Origin of the sequence: Streptomyces sp. NBC_00670 (assembly GCF_036226765.1) — a bacterium.
GTDB lineage: Bacteria > Actinomycetota > Actinomycetes > Streptomycetales > Streptomycetaceae > Streptomyces.
In genome coordinates, this window is sequence record NZ_CP109017.1 from 5,748,435 (window position 1) to 5,765,116 (window position 16,682).

Annotated in this window: 14 protein-coding genes; 6 read left to right on the forward strand and 8 right to left on the reverse strand. The window is 74.7% G+C overall.

Going from position 1 to position 16,682, the window contains the following annotated elements; all coding sequences use genetic code 11:
* Nucleotides 1-71 precede the first annotated feature (71 nt).
* Genes OIE12_RS25510 through OIE12_RS25520 form a run of 3 tightly spaced genes read left to right on the forward strand, consistent with a single transcriptional unit; the run spans nt 72 to nt 5,382 of the window.
* Nucleotides 72-344 (forward strand): hypothetical protein, encoded by a 273-nt coding sequence (locus OIE12_RS25510; protein WP_329139121.1) that lies wholly within the window; start codon nt 72-74, stop codon nt 342-344.
* Between the two features lie 35 nt (nt 345-379).
* Nucleotides 380-1,522, forward strand: a complete 1,143-nt coding sequence (locus OIE12_RS25515; protein ID WP_329139123.1) for a hypothetical protein — start codon at nt 380-382, stop codon at nt 1,520-1,522.
* Complete coding sequence (locus OIE12_RS25520) at nt 1,519-5,382, forward strand: CHAT domain-containing protein (protein ID WP_329139125.1); 3,864 nt, start codon at nt 1,519-1,521, stop codon at nt 5,380-5,382. The genes OIE12_RS25515 and OIE12_RS25520 overlap by 4 nt, the downstream gene beginning before the upstream one ends.
* 8 nt (nt 5,383-5,390) lie before the next feature.
* Here the strand turns inward: OIE12_RS25520 and OIE12_RS25525 are convergent, their stop codons facing one another.
* Both OIE12_RS25525 and OIE12_RS25530 read right to left on the reverse strand, forming a co-directional pair.
* Nucleotides 5,391-5,636: a DUF397 domain-containing protein gene (locus tag OIE12_RS25525; protein WP_329139127.1), complete on the reverse strand. Its 246-nt coding sequence runs from the start codon at nt 5,634-5,636 to the stop codon at nt 5,391-5,393.
* Entirely contained in the window at nt 5,633-6,478 is an 846-nt protein-coding gene (locus OIE12_RS25530) for a helix-turn-helix domain-containing protein (protein ID WP_329139129.1), read from the reverse strand. The genes OIE12_RS25525 and OIE12_RS25530 overlap by 4 nt, the downstream gene beginning before the upstream one ends.
* A 157-nt stretch (nt 6,479-6,635) precedes the next feature.
* On the opposite strand from OIE12_RS25530, the gene OIE12_RS25535 reads away from it, so the two are divergent.
* The gene (locus OIE12_RS25535; protein WP_329139131.1) at nt 6,636-7,088 is read left to right on the forward strand and encodes an ATP-binding protein; all 453 of its coding nucleotides are present in this window, start codon (nt 6,636-6,638) and stop codon (nt 7,086-7,088) included.
* Nucleotides 7,089-7,170: 82 nt separating this feature from the next.
* On the opposite strand, the gene OIE12_RS25540 is transcribed toward OIE12_RS25535, so the two are convergent.
* The 3 genes from OIE12_RS25540 to OIE12_RS25550 all read right to left on the reverse strand — a co-directional run bounded on the left by OIE12_RS25540 (nt 7,171) and on the right by OIE12_RS25550 (nt 9,630).
* Nucleotides 7,171-7,590 (reverse strand): hypothetical protein, encoded by a 420-nt coding sequence (locus OIE12_RS25540; protein WP_329139132.1) that lies wholly within the window; start codon nt 7,588-7,590, stop codon nt 7,171-7,173.
* A 105-nt stretch (nt 7,591-7,695) separates the two neighbouring features.
* Nucleotides 7,696-8,967 carry a helix-turn-helix transcriptional regulator gene (locus OIE12_RS25545; protein WP_329139134.1) on the reverse strand — a complete coding sequence of 424 codons (1,272 nt, stop codon included), beginning with the start codon at nt 8,965-8,967 and terminating at the stop codon, nt 7,696-7,698.
* 132 nt (nt 8,968-9,099) lie between these two features.
* Nucleotides 9,100-9,630 (reverse strand): toll/interleukin-1 receptor domain-containing protein, encoded by a 531-nt coding sequence (locus OIE12_RS25550; protein WP_329139136.1) that lies wholly within the window; start codon nt 9,628-9,630, stop codon nt 9,100-9,102.
* Nucleotides 9,631-9,676: 46 nt separating this feature from the next.
* On the opposite strand from OIE12_RS25550, the gene OIE12_RS25555 reads away from it, so the two are divergent.
* On the forward strand, nt 9,677-11,695 hold the full coding sequence (locus OIE12_RS25555) for a hypothetical protein (RefSeq protein WP_329139138.1): 2,019 nt from the start codon (nt 9,677-9,679) through the stop codon (nt 11,693-11,695).
* 42 nt (nt 11,696-11,737) lie between these two features.
* On the opposite strand, the gene OIE12_RS25560 is transcribed toward OIE12_RS25555, so the two are convergent.
* A complete protein-coding gene (locus OIE12_RS25560; RefSeq protein WP_329139140.1) occupies nt 11,738-12,760 on the reverse strand; it encodes a sporulation protein in 1,023 nt (340 codons plus the stop codon).
* A 204-nt stretch (nt 12,761-12,964) separates the two neighbouring features.
* Here OIE12_RS25560 and OIE12_RS25565 point away from each other — a divergent pair, with 204 nt between their 5' ends.
* A complete protein-coding gene (locus OIE12_RS25565) occupies nt 12,965-14,461 on the forward strand; it encodes a hypothetical protein (protein ID WP_443053902.1) in 1,497 nt (498 codons plus the stop codon).
* A 278-nt stretch (nt 14,462-14,739) separates the two neighbouring features.
* Here the strand turns inward: OIE12_RS25565 and OIE12_RS25570 are convergent, their stop codons facing one another.
* The gene (locus OIE12_RS25570; protein ID WP_329139142.1) at nt 14,740-15,843 is read right to left on the reverse strand and encodes an ABC transporter ATP-binding protein; all 1,104 of its coding nucleotides are present in this window, start codon (nt 15,841-15,843) and stop codon (nt 14,740-14,742) included.
* The gene (modB, locus tag OIE12_RS25575) at nt 15,840-16,664 is read right to left on the reverse strand and encodes a molybdate ABC transporter permease subunit (protein ID WP_329142203.1); all 825 of its coding nucleotides are present in this window, start codon (nt 16,662-16,664) and stop codon (nt 15,840-15,842) included. The genes OIE12_RS25570 and modB overlap by 4 nt, the downstream gene beginning before the upstream one ends.
* Nucleotides 16,665-16,682: the final 18 nt, after the last annotated feature.

The window sequence follows — 16,682 nt, forward strand, 5'->3', positions numbered from 1 at the left end:
AACGTCAAGATCGTTACGGCATAGCTCCTTTGGGGTGCGATGCAGCGATTCGTGGGCCATGATGTGTGGCCATGTACGACTCCGACGACGACCTCGCGGCCGACGACCCGGCGGCCGACGCGGCATTCGATCCCGACGCCGATCTGGAGGCCGCCCACACCGACCTCGCCTCGGCCTTCCCGCCCGCCCTCGGCCCCACCCTGGAGCACGGCTACGCCTGGCGCTGCCGGGGCACGGACACCGAGAGCTGCCCGGAGGCGCACAGCGGCACCACCGACTGGACCGACAGCGGCATCGAGGTCTGCCCCCGGCACGGCTCGCCGCTGGAGTACCGCCTGCCCTGAACGACCGACCGCCCCGACGGACCGGAAGGAAGAGGTTGGAACTGCTGAGCGCCTTCGCGGCGGGCCGCACCAAGAAGTGGCTGACCCGGATCAGCGGAGGCGCCCTTGTCTTCTGGGCGGTCGCCGGACTCGCGGTACGGGTTTGGCTGCCCCCGGCACGCGGCTGCGGCACCGCGCGCGCGGGCGCCGGTCCGTGGTGCGAGGGCAGCCGCTTCGACGTCGTCACGCTGTGCGTCTACGGCGTGCTGGCGCTCGCGGCGGCGGTCGGCTCCACGCTCGTGGTGACGGCCGCGTCCCAGTCCACGGTCCGCTTCCTCGCCGGCACGACCTGGCCGGTCCACGGCCTCCGCGGCCGCTGGACGTCCCACCGCATCAACCACCACCTGGGCGTCCTCGCCCACCTCCTGGCCGCCGACCCGGCCACCCCGTCGGCCACCCCGTCGGCCACCCGGGCCACCCGGAGTGCCGACCCGGCCACCCCGCCCACCGCCCCCACCCTGCCCACCGCCTCCCAGGTGCTCGGTGCCTGGGAGGTGACCCGGGCGCGGGAGGGGAAGCGGCGGTATCCGCGTGCCGCGCGTGTCGCGCCGACGCGGATTGGCAACAGCCTCGTCGCGATGACCGACCGGGTCACCGCACGGCACGGCTGGGACCTCGCTCACTGCTGGGAGCTGATCGACCTCGCGCTGCCCGACCGCCAGGCGGCCCGGCTGCGTGCCGACTCCGACCGGCTGACGGCCCGCGCGCAGAACCTGCTGTGGGCCGTACTGACCTGCCTCGCCGCACTCGCGGGCGGCGCCGTGACCGTCCTACGGGACGACGGCGGCCCCCTGGTGCTCGGCGCCTTCGCCGCCGCGGCCGGCGGAGCCGCCCTCGCCGTGCTGCTGCTCTTCCGCGGCCTGTGCGCCGCCGTCGACGTGTACTGCGACAGCGTCGAGGCCGTCCTCGTCGCCGCCCGCGCGGACATCTACCGGGCGGCCGGCTGGCCCGCGCCCCGCACCCCCGCCGAGGAACGCGAGTACGGCGCCGCCCTCAGCGGCTACCTCAGCCGCCACGGCAGGCAGGCCCCGGACACGGTGTTCGTCGTACCCCCCGAACCCGATCCACAGACCGTCCTCACCGTCCTGCCCCAGCCCGCCCCCACACCCGCCCCGTCCCCGGCCGAGGGAGCGTCATGACCGCGCACGAGGCCCCCGGCGGCGTCAACCGACTGCCGCACGGAGGGGCGATGGCCGACGAGGACGAGTCCTGGCAGGTCGCGGAGATCCTCGCCCGCGCGAAAGCCGTCGGCCCCGGCGGCCCCGGCATGGCGCCGATGCTGAGGGAGCTCGCCGTACTCGTCGCGGCCGAGGTGGACCACCATGACCGCGGCCGGCCGCTGCCCGCACCGCTCCACCGCCTGCGCGCCGACACGGTCGAGCTGCTGCGCCGGGCCCCCGCGCCGTACGACGTCCACGACCGGGTGACCCGGCAGGGCGCCCTCGCCCTGCTGCTGCTCCACTCCGGCGGCCTCACCTCGCACCGCGCACGCGACGGCGCCGGGGCGACGGCCCGGTTCGCCGAGTGCCTGGAAGCCCTGCACCTGCTGGAGAACGCGCACGAGGAGGTGCGTGAGGAACTGGCGGCGGCCCCGGGTTCCTGGGACGAGGAGCTGCCGCAGCCGAGCGAGCTCCTGGACTGGGCGTTCTGGGCCCACATGGAACTCGACGGCGTCCTCAAGCACGCCCTGGAGCTGCGCGCGGAGCGCCCGGCCGCCGTCCCCACGCCCCGTTCCGAGCCGCTCAGAAAGCTGGCCGGCAAGCTCCGGCTGCGCCGCCAGTACCTCTTCCCCGACACCGGGGAGCCGGCCTCGTACGAAGCCGGCGGCGATGGCGCCGACGACGGCGAAGGCGCCGACGACGGCGTCCCCCTCGACGTCCTCAACGTGGTCACCGAACTGGAGAGGCTGATGGACGACGACGTCCGGATGGCCTCCGAGGACGCGGAACACGTACTGGACCGCGCCCGGCGGGTCCGGGCCAGGCGCTCCCTGCCCCCGGCGGAGACCCGCGAACTGCGCCTGCTGGAGGCGCGGGTCGCACTCAAGCGCATCCTGGAGCACCGCCTCGGCACCGCCTCCGCGGGCCCCACCTACCGCGAGATGCTGGCGTACCTCGACGGCGTCCGCGGCCACGGCGACGAGATCGCGGCCCGCGAGAACGTGCTGTTCGCGGAGGCGACCACGCAAGGCGTCAGCGCCGGCCTTCTCGACCGGTCCCGTGTACAAGTCGCCGTCGAGGCCTGCGACAGCGCCCTCGCCGCACTGCCCGAGGACCACCCCGACCGCCCGACCGCGCTGATGGTGCGCGGCCTGGCCCGGGCCCTGCACGCCCAGGGCACCCTCGCCGACGAGGACATCGCCGGCGCGATCGACGACCTCACCCGGGCACTGCCCCTCGTACCGCCCGACCACCCGGGCGTCCCCAACACCCTGGTCGCACTCAGCCATCTGCTCGGCCAGCGCGGCAACACCACCGGTTCCGTCGCCGACGCCCGCACCGCGCTCGCCCTGCTGAACCAGTACGCGTCGGACACCCCGCCGAGTGGCCCGGCGGCCGTCGTGCTGCGGCTGCGGCAGGCGCTGGCGCACCTGTCCTTCCACCACCGCGCGGGCAGTGAGGAGGTGGACTGCGGCACCTGGGTCAGCGGCGGCACCAACCACATCGACGCGGCCCTCAACCAGGTCAGGCGCACCATGGAGCTGCCCGCCCGGACCGCGCTGGGCCCGGTGCTGTCCGCCGTCGCCGCGCAACTGGCCGCCCAGACACTGGCGCTCGCCGCCCAACTGCCCGGCCGGGACGCCGTGGCCCTGGCCCGGGAGGCGCTGCCCTGGGCGGAGGAGGCGTACACCGCCGGCCGGACCGACCCCACCGACCAGCAGCACCGCCTGTTGCTGCGCGACTGGCTGCTGGTCACCGCCGACGGCGACGAGGCGCCCGAGGCGCGCCGGCGCCTGCTGTCCGCCGCGAGCACCCTCATGGGCACGGCGGGCGCGACGGGCGAAGACGGCGCGGACGGTCCCGAGGCCGGCCTCGCGCACTTCCTGCACGGCCTGCTGGGCCTGGCCACCGTCGCGGCCGGCGACAGCACGGTCGCCGAACTGCGCACCGCGGCCGAGGCAGCGGCCGACAGTCCACTGCGCGAGGTACGTACCCAGGCCGCGCTCCAACTCGCCGCCGGTCTGCGCAAACGCGCCCTCATCCACTCCTGGTCGGCCCGCATGAGCGAGGCCGAGCCCCTGCTCTCCACCGCCGCCGTGCCCGCCGCCCTGGCCCCCCTGCTCGAACTGAGCCGCACCCGGTTCGCCCAGGCCCGCGCCCTGCGGATCGCGCAGCCGGACCCCGGCGGCCCGGACCCGACGGCGGACTTCGCCGAGTCCCGGCGGCTCGCCCTGGACTGCCTGCGCGCCCACGCCACCGCCGCCATGGGCCAGGAGGGCACCGCCGACGCCCTGATCACCGCCCGCGACGCCGGCGCGCTCGCCCAGCGCGCGGCCCGCTGGGCGGCGTACGACCAGGAGTGGGACGACGTCGTAAAGGCGCTGGAGACCGGCCGAGCCGTCGTCGAACGGACCAGGCTGCGCCCCGACACGGCCGTCCGGCTGCGTGCCCTGGGCGAACACTCCCTCGCCGACGCCTGGGAACGGCGGGCCCCGGCCGCCGCGCCCACCACGCCCTACCGCCCGCAGGACCCCGGCCGCGACCTCGCCGTGCCGGACCAGCTCGCCCAGCGGGTCGCCCGGGTGCTGGACGCCGACGACACCGCCCGCACGGCCGGTCTCCCGACCGTGCGCACCGTCGCGGAGGCGCTGCGCGCGACCGGCGCCCACGCCCTCGTCTACCTCCTGCCATCCCCGCCGCCGGACGCCTCGGACATGCTGGAACGCGGTGCCGTCCTCATCACCCCGACGGGCGACGCGGAATGGGTCCCACTGCCCGCGGGCCCCGGCGACGACGAGGCACTCGCCCGCTACGTCGCCGCCCTGCGCGAGCGCACCACCGCCGCCAAGGAGCGGCGCGAGACGGCCGACACCCACTGGCGCGGCGCCCTCGCCGACCTGACCGCGCGCATGGGCGGCGACCGGTTCCGCCCCCTGCTGCGAGCGCTGGAGCGGCGCTGCGGACGACGCGTGGACGGGCGCCCCCGCGTCGTCCTCGTCCCGGTCGGCGACCTCACGTTCGTCCCCTGGGCAGGGGTCGTCCTGGACGACGGCACCCCGGCCGCCGACCGCATGGTCATGACCACGGTGTGCGGTGCCCGGCAGTTCATCGGCGCGGCGGCGCTGCCCCCGGTCCGGCCCGACGGCCGCGCGCTGCTCGTCAACGCGCTGCCCGGGAAGCAGGCCCGCTGGGCCGCCACCGGCGTCCTGCGCGAGGGGGTCTACCCCGGGGCCGTCGGCCCGGACGGCCCCGCGGCCACCGCACCTGGGCTGCTGGGCACCCTGTCCGACGGCAGCCACCGCTTCACCGTCGTGGACATCGCGGCCCACCTCGCGGCGGACGTGACGGAGTCCTGGCGGGCCACTCTGCGACTGCCGGGCGGCGGTCTGCGCCTCGACCGGATCGGCGCGCTGGACCTGGCCGGCTCCCCGGACGCCGGCGCCGGACCGCGCGGCGTGTGCGTCACCCTCGCCTGCTGCGCGGGCAACGTCAGCTTCAGCCACCCCGACGAGGGCTTCACCCTCGCCTCCGCGTTCCTCGCGGCCCGGGCGGGCGCGGTCATCGCCTCGCTGTGGCCGGTGACCAACGCCGCCGTCGGCTTCCTGATGGCGGTCTTCCACCACCATCTGTGCGCCGGCCACGAACCGGCCGAGGCGCTGCGCCGTGCCCAGCGGTGGATGCGCGATCCGGCCCGCCGGGCCCCCGCGAGCCTCCCCGGCCCGGCGGCCCGCGCCTTCGAGGAACGGATGGCGTCCTTCGAGAGGTATCTGCGGGAGGAGAAGGGGGACAGCATGACGTCACCCGCCCACTGGGCAGGCGTCGTCCACATGGGCCGCTGAGGGGTGGGTCAGGTTCGCGCGGCGTACGGGAGGAAGTGGCCCCAGGCATCCGAGGAAACGGCGAACTGCCCACCGTCTGGCACCTTGGAGTCACGCACGTGGATGGCGTCGGGGCAGGGGGCGACCTCGACGCAGTCGCCGGATCCGCTGCTGCTGTAGCTGGACTTGTGCCAATCCAGGGCGACTTCGACGCAGTCGCCGGACCCGCCGCTGCTGTAACTGCTCTTGAACCAGTTCAACTCGGTACCGTTCACAGCGCTCCTCGCATTCGATGCAACAGGCTCACGGAGTCGTCCAGGGACAGCGCCTGCGAACGCATCCTGGCATACCGCATTTGGAGCATGCTGACGACCTTGGAGTCACGGATGAACTGTCCGCTCTCCTGCCCCTCGGCGTAGGCGAGCCACTTGTTCTCCGAGGTCTCCAGCAGCTGCATCGGGCCATCGAGCCCCGCATGGCTCTCCCGCACCTGCGGCATCACCTGCACCTCCACGTTCCGAAGGCCGGACAACTCCAGTACGTGTTCGATGAGTTCCCGCGTCAGCTCTACCCCGCCCGTGCGCCGCACGAACACCTGCTCCTCCAGGATGAAGCTGAACGCCGTGTTGGGCCGCTCTCGCAGCAGCCGCTGCCGCTCCGCACGAGCCATCCACTGAACCTCGATCTGCTCGTCACCCAGCGGCGGAAGCTGGTTGTCGAACAACGTCCGCGCGTACGCCTCCGTCTGCAACAGGCCCGGAACCAGACGGCATTCGTACGTGTACAGACTCACCGCCTCCGCCTCCAGGTGGGCCCACTGGCGGAACCAACTCGCCAGCCCAGGTCGGCGCGAGACGTGCCGTGACGCGTTGCGCAGCGCACCGAACCCGTCGAGGACCTCCTCCGCACGCTCGACGAAGTCCCTCGGCGGGAACCGCCTGCCCTGCTCGATCGCGGCGACGGTCGGTACGGAGTACCGGACCGCCGGCGCGAACTGTTCCTGTGTGAGACCCGCTCGTCGGCGGAAGGCCTTGACGACCTCGCCGAACGTCCTGAGGCTGTCGGAGACCTCCGGTTCGCTGTTTCCGGAGCCGATACCACCCGTGCTGTCCACCATGAGGACACCTCCCGCGCATCCAACCCACCAACCACCCCAACGGCGGCATGGTCACGGATGGTGACCCCCACTGTCCACCGAGCGTACTCATACGCTGACCGAGCGTATGGGTGGCCGATCTGGTGTAGGGAATGGCACCGCAGGTCAGATGGGCCGCATGCGACCAACCCCCATGGACAGGCCCCCGGTTACCGTACGTGTGTTCACGCAGCGGTTCAGCTCCACACCGCGCGGCGCCCGCCTGGCCCGGTATCTCGCCGTGCACCGACTGGACGCGTGGGGCATCCCGTACGGCTCGGCCGTGTCCGACACGGCCGCGCTGCTCGTGGCCGAGCTGGCGGCGAACGCAGTGACGCACGGGTGCGTACCGAGCCGGGACATCGAGGTGGTGCTGCGACTGGACCCGCACACGCTGGTGATCGACGTGTCGGACACCCGCGGCGAACGCCGCCCGCCACCCCCGGAGACGGTGACCACCGCCGACCCGGCCACGGAGGGCGGCCGTGGCCTGCTCCTCGTCACCGCCCTCGCAACCCGCTGGACGGTCCTGGACCGCGTCCCCGTCGGCAAGACGGTCCGGGCGGAACTGGAACTGTCGTCGCACGGATGAACGCGGCCGGGGGACGGTGGCATGCCACCGCCCCCCGGCCGTCCCCCGCTCTCCGCCCCCCCCGGGCCTCCGCCGCGTGAAGTCAGGCCGCCGTCACCCGGCAGGACGGGTCGGCGTCGGTGAACGCGTCGGTGACCTTCGTGACGAGCTTGCGCGCGTGCATGCCGCCGCCCATGCCGTGCGGCGAGTAGACCTCGACCGCACGGGTCGTGCCCCGGTCCCACACGTACATGTGCACCGCCGTGCCGTTCCCCTGGGCCCCCGCCGCGAACTTCGGCACGAAGACGCCCACCATGAAGTCCGGCGGGTCGTCGTCCAGGCTCGCGAACGGCGAGTCGTTGGTCGGGGTGAAGAATCCGCTGTTGTCCTTGCCCGTCAGCTTGGCGCCCATGCCGCCGAGCATGGAACCGATGCCGCGCGCCTGTGCCGCGCCGGTGCGGAACACATCGGCGCACTCCTTCACCGTGAGTGCCGTGCTCAGCCGAGACTGCTTGCTTCCCATGCCGTGTACCCCTGAGATTCGTGGGCCGTACGAGGACGTCGCCCGATGGAGGCAATGAGCGTAAAGGCGTACGGAAGTGCCGTAGCGGCGTTGCCTGTTGCCAAGTCAGATAGAGGGGGCGCAGCCGGCGCAGTGCAGCGCGGCGGTGACCCGGGCGTGGAGTTCGCGCATGTCGGGACGGTGGTACCGGCGGCGCAACGACACGGCGAGCAGCCGCAGTTCACTGCGGACGGTGTGCGAGCACAGGCCGGCCGACCCCTTCAGCAGGGCGTCCACCACCGGAACGAGCGCCTCCAGTCGGCCGCAGGCGGCGAGGCTCAGGGCGAGCCGGGCGGTGAAGAGCGAGCGGAGCCGCTCGGAGCGGACGGGGACGAGGAGCAGGCCGTCGTGGAGCCGCTCCGCGGCCTCCTCCGGCCGGCCCAGGTCGTGCAGGCACCAGCCGTCGACCAGGGCGGGCAGCCGGTGGGTGACCTCGGAACCGACGGCCAGGGCGGGCGGCCGTGAGTGTCCCGCCGTGCCGAGCAGCCCGGCCGCACGGCGCAGTGCGCCGTCGCACGCCTCCGCGCGGCCGGCCAGGGCGAGCCCCTGTGCCTCGCGGAGGGCGGCCAGGCCGCGTACCCGAGGGCTGCCGGGTGCGCGCCGCCCGGCCTCGACGGCGTACTCGACGACACTGCGGGCGTCGCGCCGGTAGAGCGCCAGACAGGCCCGGCGTATCAGGGTGTGGTCGGCGAGGTCCGCCGCGCCCGCCTCGGTGGCCAGGGCTTCGGTCCGCCCGATCCACCGCTCGGCGGCCGCTTCGTCGCCCGCCTCCTGCGCCATCCATCCGGCGAACTCGGCGTAGAAGGCGAGGAGTTCGACGTACTGTCGGCGCACCGCCGCGGTGTGCGCGGCGCGGGCCAGCGTCTCCAGGAGCGCGACCGCGGTGCCGAGCTGTCCGAGGACGGCCGACGGTGACACACGCTGCGCCAGACGGCGCAACTCGGCGAGATGGAGGGCGTAATGGGTGACCGGACGGATGTCCTCCGCGTCGTCGGCGGCCGGGAGGGCGACGGGGCAGACGGCGGCGGGCGGGAGGATCGGCGCGGTGTGCGAAGTGGCGGACGAAAGGAGCGGGACGGTGCGCGATGTGGCGGGCGGCGTCGTGCCGTCGGCCGGGGCCGGCCGCTCGCGGGCCGCCACCAGCCCGGCCAGCGCGCCGCCGGCGCCGAGCGCCACGTCGCACAGGCGGGCCAGTTCCGGGCTGGGTCTGCGTTCGCCGGACTCCAGACGGCTGAGGTAGGGCGACGAGTAGTGGACGCGTGCGGAGAGTTCGGACAGGGACAGTCCGGCCCTGACCCGATGCAGTCGCAGCGCATGCCCGAAGGGGACGGTCGGCATGGTCGTACTCCTGCCTGAGGCGGTGAGCCTGGACGATATCGACGGAAGTGGCTCCTTGTCCGCCGAAGTACCCATGAAAACCGCCCTGTTGGGCGATGCTGGTGGAGAATGGGCGTCCGTGGTGGCTGCTGCTCACGTCTGATCCGGTCCGTCCTCCAGCAGCACCTCGACCTCCTCGACGAGCCGCGCCAGGTCCGCCGGGGCGTAGCGGTGGTGCAGCCGCAGGTACTGGTGGCTGCTCAACCGGGCGAGCGGCGGGGGCAGTTCCTGCTCCTGCGGTAGGTTGGCGTGCAGCAGCACCGGCACGACCCGGACCCCGCTGTGGAAGGCCTCGAGGAGCTCCCGGCGCACCCAGTCGCCCGGATCCCGCAGGCGCGGCACGCCGTCCCGGCCGGTCGCGTCCAGCCAGCGGGGCCCGATCACGGCCAGGAGGACCGAGGAGCCCCGCACGGCGCCGAGGATGGCGTCCTCGAAGTTCTCCCCGAGGGGGATCGACCGGGGAGCGCGGAAGACCGCCTCCGGCCCGAGACGGGCGCACAGCGCGGTGTCGATCAGAGCCGCGCCGAAGGGCTCGTCACCGGTCCGGTAGCTGATGAAGACACGTGGAGCGGGCCGGCCGCACGGCCGCCGCCCGCCCAGCGAAGCGGGGGTGGAAGTACTCATGCCGGAATCGAACCGCCGGCCCCGGGGTGAAAAAAACGCCCCCGAGGTGAAAACGCCGGGGCGCCCACGGCCGAGCGCCGGGACGGACGTCACGCCGGACGCCACGCCGGGTGCCACCTCGGGCGTCGGGCCGGGCGCCACCTCGGGCGTCACGCCGGGCGCCACGCCGGGCACCGGGGCCGGTACTCCGCGAGCCGGGACCCCTGCTCCGCGCATCGAGGCCGGGGCCCGTGCTCCGCGCATCGAGGCCGGTACTCCGCGCGCCGGAGCCGGCCCGGAGAGCGCCGGCCTCGCCGGCCCCGCCGGCTCGCTCGGCCCTGCCGACGGCTACTGGCCGCTGCTCCGGGCCGGGTTGCGGCTCGTGCACGCGGTCGTCGCGCACGGGGTGCGTGACGAGCGCGAGGAGGAGCACGAGGCCCTGCGCGCGCTCGCCGGCGCGCCCGCGTTCGCCGCGTTCGGCCCCCAGGAGGGCCGCACCGCGCTGGAGCGGGGCCGCTGGCTGGCCGACCGGATCGTGCGCGGGGTGCAGCAGGCCCGCGACACCGCGCCCGCCGTCGTACCCGGCGGCCTGGCCGGAGCCGCCGGCCAGGCACTCGTGCTCTGGTGCCTGCACGTCGCCGTCGGCGTTCCGCTCGACGAACTCCGCACCGCGCAGCGGGGCGACATCGAACCCCCGCTGGACGGCCGGGACCTCGTGCAGAAGATCGAGGGCCGCATGTGGCTCAGCGCCCGCCCGACCGCCCGCGCCGAACCCGGCATCCGCACCCTCCACCACGAGGTGCAGGCCGCCCTGCGGGACCGCTTTCCCACCCGGGAGGACGCGGCCGACGCCGAACTCGCCCGCGCCCACTTCGCCCACGAGTGGCGCCGGCTCGGGCACCTCGGCCAGGAACCCGAACGCCACCTGCTCACCCTGCTCGGCATCCTCGCCCCCGACCCACTGCGCGTGACCTTCCTCGCCAACGCCTGGGGCCCGCTGCCCGGGCCGCTGCGCGACCTCGGCAGCAGCACCCATCTGATGGCCCTCGCCCTGCGCCGGCTTCTCGACCGGGGACTGCTCCTCGTGACCGCACGCGGCGACACCCGGCTGATCGCCCTGCCCCCGCTGATGCAACCGCTCCCCGCCCGGGCCCTGGATCCCGCGGAGCGCCGCCGCTGGACCAACCTCGCCCTGCGGTTCCTCGGTGTCGCCCTGCGCGGCGACACCCACGACCCCGACTCCTGGCCCGAGTGGCGCGACGCCCACCCCCACGTCCTGCACCTCGTGGCCCTCGCCGAGGAGTACGGCGAGGGACTCCAGGAGGCCGCCGACCTGATGGACCGGCTCTCCGTCTTCCACCGGGTCCGCGACGACGACCACGACGCCGCGCTGACCGCCGCCCGCCGCGCCGTCCACCTGCTCGAACGCGCCGGCGTCCCCGCCCCCGCCAAGTACGCGACGTACCTCGTCAACCTCGCGATGGCCCTGCGCGCCGTCGACGGTCCCGCCGCCGCACTGGAACCCATGGAGCGGGCCCTCGCCGCCGAAGCGGGCCGCACCGACGGCGACCACGCCCAGACCCTCAATCTGTACGCCTCGCTCCTGGCCGGTGCCGGGCGCACCCGGCAGGCGGCCGGGGCCTTCGACGACGCCCTCACGACCGCCCGTCGCGCCCACCGGGACACCGGCGCCGACGAGGACGCCGAGGCCCTGGTCATGGTCCTCAACGACTACTCCGTCCACCTCCTGCACCACAGCCCCGAACAGGGCACCACCGCACGGGCCACGGCGGAGGACGTCCTCGCGATGCTCGCCGAGGCCCAGACCCTCGGACCGCCCGGCGGCTACGGCACCGAACAGATCATGCTCAACCGCGCCGAGGCCCTGCGCCGCCTCGGCCGCCACCAGGAGGCGCGCGGGGAACTCGAACGGCTCGTCGCCGCGTGCGAGGAGTGGGACGAGCCCACCCTGCTGCTGTTCGCCGCGCTGGTGGGCCTCTCCGAAGTCCTTGACGACCTCGGAGACCCCCGGCACGAGGAGGTGCTGCGCCGGGCCCACGAGGTCGACGACCTCCTCAACACCTGAATCCGGGCCCAGCCCCGCCCGCCACCGGCCCCGCCGGCCGACTCAGTCCTCGTCACCCCCGTCGTCGCCGTCGTCGTCTCCCTCGAAGAAGTCGCCGATCTCGTCGACGACTTCGGCCGCGACCATGCCGCCGGCCACGCCGACCGCCAGTCCCGCCGCGCCCGCGGCGACCGCCGTGCCGACGCCCGGGCCGCCCGCGCCGTGTTTGTCGTGGTGGCCGTAGTGGTCGTGGTGCGTGCCGTACGGGGCGTCGTGGCCGTACGAGGCGTGCGAGCCGTAGGCCTCGCGATGTTCGACCAGTTGGCGGACCCAGCCGTCGACCTCCGCGGCCCAGTCCCGCACGGTGACGTCCCCGTGGGCGACCGTGAAGCGCGTCAGCGCGTCGTGGCCGGGGGAGAGGAGGCCACCGCGCTTGTCGGCCTCCAGGACCACCTCGACCCCGGCGGGGGAGGCCAGGAACGTCAGCTCGATCTCGTTCATCGCGTGCGCGTACGCCGGCGCCGGGGTCAGCTCGATCTCCTGGTAGAACGGCAGCCGCTGCCCCGTCCCCCCGATGTGGCCGTACTCCAGATCAGCCGACCGGAACCCGAAGCCCAGCTGCCCGAACGCCTCCAGGACGGCCTCCTGCACCGGCAGTGGCGCCACGGTCAGCGGGTCCAGGTCGCCCTTGTCCCGGGCGGAGGCCACCGCCAGCTCCGTCCGCACCCCCAGCACGATGCCCAGCGGCTGCCCGTACAGCTCGGTGACCGGCGTCTCCCACGGCACCGTCACACGGAACGGCACGCTGCGCCGCTCGCCCTCGCCGAGCCGGAAGCCCCCGCCGACCACGAACCGGTCGAACGCGACCGTGCCCTCGCTCTCCCCCTCCTCGTGCTCGGCCTCCACGCGCGCGAGCAGCTCCAGCGCGATGTGCTCGATCTCCACGGCCGCGCTGCCGCCCTCCAGATGGACCTGCCCGGACAGCGTGCCCCCGGGCAGTACGACGCCGCCGTCGCCGCCGTCCAGGACCGTGTCCACCGAGGGACCGCCCACGCCCATCGCTCCGAGCAGCCGTTTGAACACCATGCCGGTGTCGCTCCTTTTCACTCACGTTGACTCACGTCGAGACCGTCAAGATCACAACTGCCGTGCCAGGTAAAAGAGTTCCCAAACGCCCTCGTACGAGTGACGCGCGACGTGCGCGCGGGACGTCCCCCCGACTCCCGGGCTGCACCCGTGAGAGACGTGGGTTAATTTGTCCTGGTTCGCCATGTGTCCGTGGAGGTCCCGGTGCGTCAGGACGCGTACGACACGCTCGTCGGCGTCCGCCGCCGGGCCGGCCGGTCGGCACCCCGTCCGGCCGACCCCCGGCCGCTCCGGCGGCGCGGCCGGCTGCCGCTCGCGGCCGTGGCCGCCCTGTTCACCGTGGCGCAACTCGTCCTCGTACGGCCCGGCCTGGGGCTCGGCTGGGACGAGACCGTGTACGTCAGCCAGGTCGGCGACCATGCCCCGGCCGCCTTCTTCAGCGCGCCCCGCGCCCGCGGGGTGGCGCTGCTGGTCGCGCCGGTCGCCTCCTGGACGTCGTCCACCGTGCTGCTGCGCGTCTACCTCGCGGCGCTCTCCGGCCTCGGGCTCTACCTCGCGCTGCGCGCCTGGCGCGAGCTGCTCCCGGCCCGCGTCCTCACCCTCGCGGGCGCCCTCTTCGCCACCCTGTGGGTCACCCTCTTCTACGGCCCGCAGGCCATGCCCAACCTGTGGGTCGCGTACGGCGCCCTCGCCGCGACCGCCTGCTTCCTGCGCGCCCGTGCCGACGGCGACGACCGCGCCGCGCTGTGCGGGCTCGGCGTGAGCGCGGCCCTGATGGCGTGGATGCGGCCGACGGACGCGGTGTGGGCGACGGTGCCGCTGTTCGTCCTCGCGGTGGTACGCCGTCCACGGCGTCCGATGCCCGTCCTGGTGCTGGCGGGCGGGCTGGCGGCGGGGGCCGTCGAGTGGGTCGTCGAGGCGTACGCCGCCTACGGCGGACTCGGTCGGCGCCTGGCCGACGCCTCCCGCATCCAGGGCGGCCTCGGCTGGAACCTCGCCTTCGACGACCAGCTGCGCGGCCTCGCCGGACGCACCCTGTGCCGGCCGTGCGCCGGGCCGCTGCCGGCGGTCGGGGTCACGGCGTGGTGGTACGCGCTGCCGCTGCTCGCCGCGCTCGGCACCGTCGTCGCGGTCCGCGCCCGGCGGGGGACGGCCGTCCTGACGCCGGTCGCCTGCGCCGCGACCGTCGCGGCCCCCTACCTGCTCATGATCGGATACGCCGCGCCGCGCTTCCTGCTCCCGGCGTACGCGCTGCTCGCGCTGCCGGTCGCGGTGGCGGTGCTGCGGCTGGTGAGCGCGGGGTCCGGGGGGTGGCGTACGGGGGTTGCGCGGGCGCTGGTCGTGGCGGGGCTTCTGGGGCACCTGGCGGTGCAGCTCGCGGTGCTCGACTCGGTGGTGGAGCGGTCGGCGGCGGGGCGGCGGGGGTGGGCGCGTACGGCGGCCGCGCTGCACGGGCTCGGCGTGCGGGCGCCGTGTCTGCTGACGGGGCGTGAGGCGATTCCCGTCGCGTACTACGCGGGGTGTGCGTCGGCGCAGGTCGGCGGGCACAACGAGAACAGTACGGCGGGGGAGATCGTGGCGGCGGCTGCGCGGATGCCGGTGGCGGCGCTCACGGCGCCGGGCGCCCCTCCGCCGGGGTTCGCCCACGGGTGGGCGGTTCATCGGTACGAGGGTGTGTGGGTGTGGGTGGCGCGGGGGTGAGTGCGGGGAGGGTTTCCGCCCCTTCGACCCCGGCACGGGGCTTCGCCCCGTTTCGCGCAGTTCCCCGCGCCCCTTGAAAGCAGGGGGCGCCCCCCGCTTTCAAGGGGCGCGGGGAACTGCGCGACAAGCCACGACGCAGCCGCACCCGCCGAACAAACCCCATCCCCCCGAGCTCTATCGCGCCCCCGAGCTCTATCGCGCCCCCGAGCTCTATCGCGCCCCCGAGCTCTATCGCGCCCCCGAGCTCTACCGCGCCCCCGAGCTCTTCCGCGCCCCCGTCACGCCGGATACGCGTGCGTCTGCGTCGCCTTCACCGTCGCCCAGACCGTCGCGCCGGGCCGCAGGTCCAGTTGGGCCGCGGAGACCGTCGTGAGGTCGGCCAGGACGGGGAGGTCGCCGGTCAGGTCCGCGCGGATCTGGTCGGCGTGGGTCTCCAGGCCCGCCACCTCGCACCGCCACAGGTTCCGCGCACTCGCCCCCACCGGGCGTTCGCTGTGCAGCGTGACCGCGCTCGGCGGGAACGCCACGAACGCCGGGCCGGACAGCTCCTCCGTCGTCGTGATCGACGGCCCCCCGTCGAGCAGCCGTACGGTGTGGCCCTCGGCCTCGCCCCGGTACAGGTTCAGTCCGACCAGCCGCGCGATGTAGTCCGTACGGGGATGCCGGGCGATGTCCGCCGGCAGGCCCTCCTGGACCACATGGCCGCCCTCCACCACCACCAGCCGGTCGGCGAGCACCATCGCGTCCAGCGGATCGTGCGTCACGAGCACCGCGACCGCCTCGAACTCGGCCAGCCGGCGCCGCAGTTCGGCCCGTACCTCCAGCCGGGTCCGGGCGTCCAGCGCGGCCAGCGGCTCGTCGAGGAGGAGCAGCCGGGGCCGGGTCGCCAGCGCCCGGGCGAGCGCGACCCGCTGTGCCTGGCCGCCGGAGAGCCGGCGCGGCTTGGCGCCCGCGTGCTCGGCCAGCCCCAGCCGCGCCAGCCACTCGGCGGCCTGCGCCCGCGCCTCCGCCTTGGACGCGCCCCGGCAGCGCGGCCCGAACGCCACGTTGTCCAGCGCGGTCAGATGCGGGAAGAGGAGATAGTCCTGGAAGACGACGCCGACGGGGCGGGCCTCGGGCGGCGTACGGTCCAGCGGCACCCCGTCCAGCCGCAGCCGGCCACCGCTGCCACCGTCACCGTCGTCGGACAGGGGGACCAGGCCCGCCAGCGCCCGCAGTGCCGTCGTCTTGCCCGCGCCGTTCGGGCCGAGCAGCGCGACCACCTCGCCGGGCGCGGCGGTCAGCGTGACGTCGAGACGGAAGGAGCCGCGGGAGACGAGCAGCCGCGCGTCGAGACCCTCGTCGGTCCGTGCCGCCTCCACCGGTTCGCCCACCGTCCTCATGACGCCGTCAGCCAGCGGTCGCGCAGCCCGGCCAGCACCGCGATCGACACCGCGAGCAGCACCAGGCTGAGCGCGATCGCCGCCGCCGGGTCGTTCTGGAGCGCCAGGTACACCGCGAGCGGCATCGTCTGCGTACGGCCGGGGAAGTTGCCGGCGAAGGTGATCGTCGCCCCGAACTCGCCCAGCGCCCGCGCCCACGCCAGCACCGCGCCCGCCAGCACGCCGGGCGCGATCAGCGGCAGCGTGACCCGGCGGAAGGCGGTGAACCGGGACGCCCCCAGCGTGGCGGCCGCCTCCTCGTAGCGCGGGTCGGCCGCCCGCAGCGTGCCCTCCACGCTGATCACCAGGAACGGCATCGCCACGAACGCCTCCGCCAGCACCACGCCCGTCGTCGTGAACGGCAGCGTGACCCCGAACCACTCGTCCAGCCACTGCCCGACCACCCCGTTGCGGCCGAGTGCCAGCAGCAGTGCCACACCGCCCACCACAGGCGGCAGTACCAGCGGCAGCGTCACCAGCGCCCGCAGCAGGCCGCGCCCGGGGAACTCGGTACGGGCCAGCAGCCAGGCCAGCGGCACGCCGAGGACGAGACTGACGGCGGTCGCGGCCGTCGCGCTCAGCAGCGAGAGCCGCAGCGCCTGCCAGACCTGCGCGCTGGTGAGCTGGTCCGGGAGATCGCGCCACGGGGCCCGGAGCAGCAGCGCGAGCAGCGGCAGCAGGAGAAAAAGGAGGCCCACCAGGGCAGGGAGCAGCAGCGGCAGCGGGGCGCCGGTGCGACGGCCGCCCGGCAGCGGGACGCGGGTGCGTCGGCCGCCCGGCAGCGGGGCGCCCGTGCGACG

Excerpts from the sequence above, each read along its gene's own strand:
- OIE12_RS25510 (WP_329139121.1), top strand. The coding sequence starts at position 72 with ATGTACGACTCCGACGACGACCTCGCGGCCGACGACCCGGCGGCCGAC.
- OIE12_RS25520 (WP_329139125.1), top strand. The coding sequence starts at position 1,519 with ATGACCGCGCACGAGGCCCCCGGCGGCGTCAACCGACTGCCGCACGGA.
- OIE12_RS25530 (WP_329139129.1), bottom strand. The coding sequence starts at position 6,478 with ATGGTGGACAGCACGGGTGGTATCGGCTCCGGAAACAGCGAACCGGAG.
- OIE12_RS25535 (WP_329139131.1), top strand. The coding sequence starts at position 6,636 with ATGCGACCAACCCCCATGGACAGGCCCCCGGTTACCGTACGTGTGTTC.
- OIE12_RS25540 (WP_329139132.1), bottom strand. The coding sequence starts at position 7,590 with ATGGGAAGCAAGCAGTCTCGGCTGAGCACGGCACTCACGGTGAAGGAG.
- OIE12_RS25545 (WP_329139134.1), bottom strand. The coding sequence starts at position 8,967 with ATGCCGACCGTCCCCTTCGGGCATGCGCTGCGACTGCATCGGGTCAGG.
- OIE12_RS25550 (WP_329139136.1), bottom strand. The coding sequence starts at position 9,630 with ATGAGTACTTCCACCCCCGCTTCGCTGGGCGGGCGGCGGCCGTGCGGC.
- OIE12_RS25560 (WP_329139140.1), bottom strand. The coding sequence starts at position 12,760 with ATGGTGTTCAAACGGCTGCTCGGAGCGATGGGCGTGGGCGGTCCCTCG.
- OIE12_RS25570 (WP_329139142.1), bottom strand. The coding sequence starts at position 15,843 with ATGAGGACGGTGGGCGAACCGGTGGAGGCGGCACGGACCGACGAGGGT.